Raw genomic sequence first — 6,864 nt, 5'->3', positions numbered from 1 at the left:
AGAGGATTATCTGAATATCGACATTTCGAAGGACCGCCTGGCGGGCTGGGTCTTTGGCTCTGAGGAGAAGGAGGCCTGCCATGCCTAAGCGCACCGATATCAAACGCATTCTCGGCATCGGAAGCGGTCCTATCGTCATCGGCCAGGCCTGCGAGTTCGACTACTCGGGCGCCCAGGCCTGCAAGGTGCTCAAGGAGGACGGCTTCGAGGTCGTGCTGGTGAACTCCAACCCGGCCACCATCATGACCGACCCGCAGCTCGCCGACCGCACCTATGTTGAGCCCATCACACCCGAATTCGTGGAGCGTGTCATCGCCAAGGAGCGTCCCGATGCGCTGCTTCCCACGTTGGGCGGCCAGACGGGCCTCAACACCGCCGTCGACCTCGCGAAATCCGGCGTGCTCGACAAATACGGCGTGGAGATGATCGGCTGCGACTTGGCTGCCATCGAGCGCGGCGAGGACCGCAAGCTGTTCGCTGAGGCCATGGAGGAAATCGGTCTTGAATGTGCGCGCAGCGGCTACGCCTATTCGGTCGAAGACGCCGTGGCGCTTGCTGGCAAGGTGGGTTACCCTTGCGTTCTGCGTCCGAGCTTCACGCTGGGCGGCGCGGGCGGCGGCATCGCCTACGACGAGGCCCAGCTGCGCGAGATCGTCGCTCAGGGCCTGGAGCTTTCTCCTGCCGGCGAGGTGCTGGTTGAGGAGAGCATCATCGGTTGGAAAGAGTACGAGATGGAGGTCATGCGCGACCGCGCCGGCAACGGCATCATCGTGTGCTCCATCGAGAATCTCGATCCCATGGGCGTGCACACGGGCGACTCCATCACCGTGGCCCCCGCACAGACGCTTTCCGACGTCGAATACCAGCGCATGCGCGTGGCATCTCTCGCCATCCTTGAGAAGATCGGCGTGGAAACGGGCGGCTCCAACGTGCAGTTCGCGCTTAACCCGCGCAACGGCCGCCTCATCGTCATCGAGATGAACCCGCGCGTGAGCCGCTCTTCGGCGCTGGCGTCCAAGGCTACGGGCTTCCCGATTGCGAAGGCCGCGGCCCGCTTGGCCGTGGGCTACACGCTGGATGAAATCGTGAACGACATTACGCGCGTGACTCCTGCCTGCTTCGAGCCTTCCATTGACTACTGCGTGGTCAAGGTGCCGCGCTTCGCCTTCGAGAAATTCAAGGGCACCGATACCACGCTTTCCACGCGTATGAAGGCCGTGGGCGAGATCATGAGCATCGGCCGCACGTTCGAGGAGGCGTTCGGCAAGGCCATGCGCTCGCTCGAGAACGGCCGCGCCGGCCTGGGCGCCGACGGCAAAGACGATTACGAGGGTCTTTCCGACACCGAATTCGCCGATGTGGTTGCTCGTCCCACTGAGGATCGCATCTTTGCTGTGGCGGAGGCGTTCCGTCGCGGGTGGAGCGTCGAGCGTGTCCACGAGGCAAGTGGCATCGACCCGTGGTTCCTGAGCCGTATCGCGGATATGGTCGCCGTCGAGCGCGTGCTTGCCGGTCATCGCTTGGAAGACCTTGACGCTGCTGCCATGCGCATCGCGAAGCAGTACGGCCTTTCCGACGCGCAGATCGGATACCTGACCGGCTGCGAGGAGCGCATCGTGCGCGCCTACCGCAAAGGCCTTGGCGTGGTGCCCACGTTCAAGACGGTGGATACCTGCGCCGCCGAGTTCCAGGGAACGACCGAATATCACTACAAGACCTATGAAGAACCCATGCGCGTTGCCGGGACCGAAGGCGTGCTTGTGGCATCGCCCGAGATTCCCCCTGTTGACAAGCAGAAGGCTATGATTCTGGGTGCCGGTCCCAACCGTATCGGCCAGGGCATCGAGTTCGACTACTGCTGCGTGCATGCGTCGTATGCGCTTGCGGAGGCGGGCTATGAGACCATCATGGTCAACTGCAACCCCGAAACCGTGTCCACCGACTACGACACCTCCGACCGCCTGTACTTCGAGCCGCTGACCTACGAGGATGTCATGGACATCGTTGATGTCGAGCATCCTGACGGCGTTGTGGTCACCCTGGGCGGTCAGACGCCGCTCAAGCTGGCACGCCTGCTCAAGGAGTCGGGCGTGGCCATCATGGGCACCAGCCCGGAGGCCATCGACCTCGCCGAAGACCGCGAGCGCTTCTCCGACGTGCTGGATGAGCTTGAGATCGTGTACCCCGCGTCCGCTACGGCCGAGAGCTTCGAGCAGGCGTGCCGCGTGGCCGATCGCATCGGGTTCCCGCTGTTGGTGCGTCCGAGCTACGTGCTGGGCGGCCGCGGCATGGTTATTGCCTACGACCCGGCTTCGCTGAAGGAATACATGGCCGAGGCCGCTCGTATCTCGCCCGATCATCCCGTGTATCTGGACCGCTTCCTGGAGGGCGCCATCGAATGCGACGTGGACGCACTCTGTGACGGCGAGCAGGTGTACGTGGGCGGCGTCCTGGAACATATCGAGGAGGCCGGCATCCATTCCGGTGACTCAGCCACCTGCATCCCGCCGTTCTCGTTCTCCGAGAAGCTGGTGCGTCAGCTGAAAGACACCACGCGCAAGCTTGCACTTCGCCTGGGCGTTCGCGGTCTCATCAACGTGCAGTACGCGGTCAAGGGCGAAACCATTTACGTCATCGAGGCGAACCCGCGTGCCAGCCGTACCGTGCCGTTCGTTTCCAAGGCAACGGGCGTGCCGCTGGCCAAGTGCGCTGCGCTTGTCATGAGCGGTCGCTCCATCGAAAGCCTGGGCCTGCCGTCGGACGACCGAGAGATGGATTACTTCTGCATGAAGGAAGCCGTCATGCCGTGGGGCCGCTTCCCGGGCGCCAATGTGGTGTTGGGCCCCGAGATGAAGTCCACGGGCGAGGTTATGGGCATCTCGCGCACGTATCCCGAGGCGTATGCGAAGACGCAGCTCGCCATCAGCTACAAGCTGCCTTCTTCGGGCACGGTATTCGTCTCGGTGTGCGACCGTGACAAACGACACATCCTGCCTATCGGCCGCGCGCTGCAGCGTCTGGGATTCAAAATCGTCTGCACTGAAGGCACTGCGAAGTGCCTGAGGGGCGGAAACGTGAAGTGCGAGGTCGTAGGAAAGATTAGGGAGTCCGGTCGCAATATCGGTGACATGATTTCCTCCGGCGAGATCGACTACATGATCAACACGCCGTACGGCCAGGAGACGCGTAGCGACGGCTATTACCTGCGCACCGAAGCCGTGAAGCATGGCGTCACCAGTGTCACGGCGCTCTCTGCCGCGAGCGCGTTCGTGGCCGCGCTCGAGGCGCTTGCGGATAACCCCGAGGGTCTTGACGTTATCGCGCTGCAAGACTTGCCTCAAATCGACGTGAAGTAACGACAGCTGACTTCACGTCATGATGCCGCGTCATCGCAGGTCAACGCCTGGCTGGATGACGCGGCGTCGTTATTTAGCCGTTTTGCCGTTTTTAGACGAAACCTCGCATGTGTGTATTTTTGCGTGCGCCGTTCACCCTCCGATTTACGCCGTTCAGGTTTGGAAATCTACCGCGTTTGACCCTGATTTAACATTCCCGCAATATCACTTTAGTGCGTTGGAGTATACTCATTACGCACCGTATTTCGCCGCAGCACATGCGCGTCGTTTGCTTCGACGAAATGCGGCCCTGACAGCTAAAAGGAAAGGCGGACTATCATGACTAACGATAACGATTATTCGCTATCGCGCATCCCCGAAGGAGCTAAGGAGCCGTTCTGGCAAATCCTCATGGTGCGTATCGGCGCCATCTGCTGCGTGTCTCAGTTGGTGCTGGGCGCCACGCTGGGCTATGGCATGTCGTTCTGGGGGGCGTTCTGGGCAACCATGCTCGGTTCGGTCATCCTCCAGGTTCTGAGCTGGGCGTTAGGTACTGCCGCTGCGCGCGAAGGCCTCTCCACGAGCCTTCTGTCCCGTTGGGCCGGCCTTGGCAAAAACGGCTCCGCCATTCTGGGCGGCGTTGTTGCCATTTCTATGGTGGGTTGGTTCGGCGTTCAGAACTGCGTGTTCGCCGAGGGCATGCTGGATATCACCGGCATTCTCAACTATCCCATCTGGGCATTGATCACCGGCTTGGGTATCACGCTGTTGGTTGCTGCTGGCATCCGTTGGATCGCCCGCTTCGCTTCCATTTTCGTGCCGCTGTTCATCCTCGCGGTCATAGTGTCTGCCGTCATCGTGCTGCAGGACCATTCACTCATCGAGTTCCTGAACTCCCCGCATCCTGGTCCTGAACTGGGCTTTGGCGCTGCCGTGACCATCGTCGCGGGCGGCTTCATCGCCGGCGCCATCTGCACGCCCGATTACTCTCGTTACCTGAAGGACGGCAAGCAGGTGTTCTGGATGACCCTGATCGGCACCTTCGTGGGCGAGCTGGGCATGAACCTTCTGGCTGTTATCCTGTGCCATGCCACCAGTACGCAGAACGTGACCGACATCATGATGGCCACCTCCGGCGTTCTGGGCGTCATCATCGTCGTGGCCTCCACGGTCAAGCTGAACGACATCAACCTGTACTCCTCTGGCCTGGGTATCGCCACCATGATCAACGCGCTGTTCAACGTCAAGGTGAACCGTGTCGCCATGATCTGGGGTCTGGGCATCGTGGGCACCGTGCTGTCCATGCTGGGCGTTATCAACTACTTCCAGGACTTCCTGACGCTTCTGGGCGTTGCCATTCCGCCCGTGGCCGGCATCATGGTCATCGATTACTACCTGCTGCGCCGCAACCGTGCCGCTCTTGAGGAAACGCGCGAATCTGGCACGTTGCCCAGCCGCGTAGAGAAGTGGAACCCCATTACTATCGTGGTGTGGATCCTTGCTTTCGGCGTAGGCGAGGTCAGCAGCATCTACGCAATCGGCATTCCTGGTCTGAACTCCCTCATCTTCGCTGGCGTTGTGTATTGGATCGCCATGAAGGCCTACGCCGCCGCTAAGAAGGTCGATGTCGTCAAGTTCGAGGAGACCGACCAGGTTCTCTAAGCCGCATTGATGCCATCCGTGCTAACGGGTTTGTATCTATCGTTGCTCAGTCAAGGCGCCCCGTCTCTGCGAAGGCGGGGCGCCTCTTTGTTTTATAATCGCACGAAACGCTTGGCTCAATGAAAAGGGGGAGGTATGGCAAAGCACGCACTTGTTGCCGTTACCGGTGGAATTGCTGCCTATAAAGCGGCGGAAGTCGTGTCGCAACTTCAGAAATCTGGCGTAGACGTGAGTGTCATCATGACCAAGAACGCCTGCGAGTTCGTGACACCGCTTACATTCGAGGCGCTGACGGGTAAGAAGGTGTATACCGACACGTTCGACTACAGCTCCGACGCCACCATCAAGCACATCACGCTCGCGAAAGAAGCCGACGTATTCGTCGTGGTGCCCGCCACCGCGAACGTGATCGCCAAGATGGCGCACGGTATCGCCGACGACATGGTGACTTCGACGTTTTTGGCTGCCACATGCCCTGTGGTTGTGTGTCCCGCCATGCATGCCAATATGTTCGCAAACGCCGCGACGCAGGCGAATATCAAAACTATCGAAGGCCGCGGCATGGTTATCGTGGGCCCCGGCGAGGGAAGGCTCGCAAGCGGGGAAGTGGCGCGCGGCACGCTAGCGCCTGTAGAAGAAATCATTGAAGCGGTGCTCAGCGTTCTCGCGTAGACGATCGATTTCCTATTGGGCGCTTTTGTTCAATGCCTTTTGCCCGAAGGGGCAGAGGTCGCTAATGAAGCACTCGGCGCATTTCGGCCGACGAGCCACGCAGAACTCACGGCCGAAATGCACCCATTGATGGTTGATGAATAGCCAGTCATGCTGCGGATAAATCTTGAGCAGCTTCGTCTCCACCTTGGCAGGCGTATCGTCGTTGCGCGTGGCGAAACCCAGCTGATGGGCGATGCGAAACACATGCGTATCCACGGCGATGCCCTGCGGGTTCTTGAACGCCTGGCACATGACTACGTTTGCGGTCTTGCGTCCGACGCCTGGCAGCTTTTGCAGAAGGTCAATATCGTTAGGAATCTCTCCGCCGAATTCCGTAAGAACCGTCTGGGCTAACGCCTTGATATTGCGTGCCTTGGCATGGTAGAAGCCAAGAGGATGAATGATAGCCTCTATCTCCTCGATGCTCGCATGCGCCATCTTTTCAGGCGTGCCGAATTTGCTGAACAGGGTAGGGGATATCTTGTTGACCGCAGCATCGGTACACTGGGCAGAAAGCACGACTGCAACGGTGAGCGTGAACGGATCCATGTGGTCAAGCGAACATTCGCCCTCGCCGTAGTATTCATACATGCGACGTTCAATCTCAGCGGCTCGTTCGCGCTTCTGGGTCATATTCTCTCGAGGCATCGCTTCTCCATTCGTGCACCTGCATTTCAAAAGGCATTGTACCCCACGAAGGCGAAAGAAGATGGTGCTACGCGGCGCTCTGCTGCCTTTCGGCTGCGAGAATGATTTCTTCTGCCTCGAGCACGGCAGCGTTGTGATTCTCGTGAAATTGCATGCCAATGAGGGAGGTGACCGCGTCATCAAACTCAAGGAAGTCCATCTGTACGAAAGGGACGGCGCCCGACTCACGCGCTGCGCGTTCCACATCGGCGATAAACTGATCAACCTTGTTGCGAGGAATGGCCCAGCCATTGACCACCTCGTCGCTGAACAGGTCGGATAGAACCATCATAGTGTCGAAACGATTTTCTGTCGCGTTCATGGCCGCCTCCTGTCTCGTTCGTTTGTACACATAATATACGAACGCATGTTCTATTGCAATTGATTTTGCAAACTTACAAACAAATGTTCTATACTATGGGTGCTTGGTAGACTTCGTGGTTGACTCGAATGCACGCGGCATCTT

General features: G+C 59.3%; 5 protein-coding genes. 3 read left to right on the top strand and 2 right to left on the bottom strand.

Annotated elements, in window-relative coordinates; genetic code table 11:
- Positions 1–80: 80 nt before the first annotated feature.
- The 3 genes from carB to Q0J60_RS03945 all read left to right on the top strand — a co-directional run bounded on the left by carB (position 81) and on the right by Q0J60_RS03945 (position 5,669).
- Complete coding sequence (gene carB, locus Q0J60_RS03955) at positions 81–3,356, top strand: carbamoyl-phosphate synthase large subunit (RefSeq protein WP_294438948.1); 3,276 nt, start codon at positions 81–83, stop codon at positions 3,354–3,356.
- Positions 3,357–3,674: 318 nt separating this feature from the next.
- Positions 3,675–4,997, top strand: coding sequence for a cytosine permease (locus Q0J60_RS03950; RefSeq protein ID WP_294438947.1), 1,323 nt, complete (start codon positions 3,675–3,677; stop codon positions 4,995–4,997).
- A 135-nt stretch (positions 4,998–5,132) separates the two neighbouring features.
- A complete protein-coding gene (locus Q0J60_RS03945) occupies positions 5,133–5,669 on the top strand; it encodes a flavoprotein (protein WP_294438946.1) in 537 nt (178 codons plus the stop codon).
- Between the two features lie 12 nt (positions 5,670–5,681).
- Here the strand turns inward: Q0J60_RS03945 and nth are convergent, their stop codons facing one another.
- The gene (gene nth, locus Q0J60_RS03940) at positions 5,682–6,359 is read right to left on the bottom strand and encodes an endonuclease III (RefSeq protein WP_294438945.1); all 678 of its coding nucleotides are present in this window, start codon (positions 6,357–6,359) and stop codon (positions 5,682–5,684) included.
- Between the two features lie 67 nt (positions 6,360–6,426).
- Positions 6,427–6,720, bottom strand: coding sequence for a hypothetical protein (locus tag Q0J60_RS03935; protein ID WP_294438944.1), 294 nt, complete (start codon positions 6,718–6,720; stop codon positions 6,427–6,429).
- Positions 6,721–6,864 lie beyond the last annotated feature (144 nt).

Origin of the sequence: uncultured Slackia sp. (genome assembly GCF_944321625.1) — a bacterium.
Taxonomy (GTDB): domain Bacteria; phylum Actinomycetota; class Coriobacteriia; order Coriobacteriales; family Eggerthellaceae; genus Slackia.
This window is presented reverse-complemented; position numbering and strand designations above follow the sequence as displayed.

Bases quoted from the DNA above. Each gene is read 5' to 3' on its own strand.
- Q0J60_RS03935 (WP_294438944.1), bottom strand. From the start codon at position 6,720: ATGAACGCGACAGAAAATCGTTTCGACACTATGATGGTTCTATCCGAC.
- Q0J60_RS03945 (WP_294438946.1), top strand. From the start codon at position 5,133: ATGGCAAAGCACGCACTTGTTGCCGTTACCGGTGGAATTGCTGCCTAT.
- nth (WP_294438945.1), bottom strand. From the start codon at position 6,359: ATGCCTCGAGAGAATATGACCCAGAAGCGCGAACGAGCCGCTGAGATT.
- Q0J60_RS03950 (WP_294438947.1), top strand. From the start codon at position 3,675: ATGACTAACGATAACGATTATTCGCTATCGCGCATCCCCGAAGGAGCT.
- carB (WP_294438948.1), top strand. From the start codon at position 81: ATGCCTAAGCGCACCGATATCAAACGCATTCTCGGCATCGGAAGCGGT.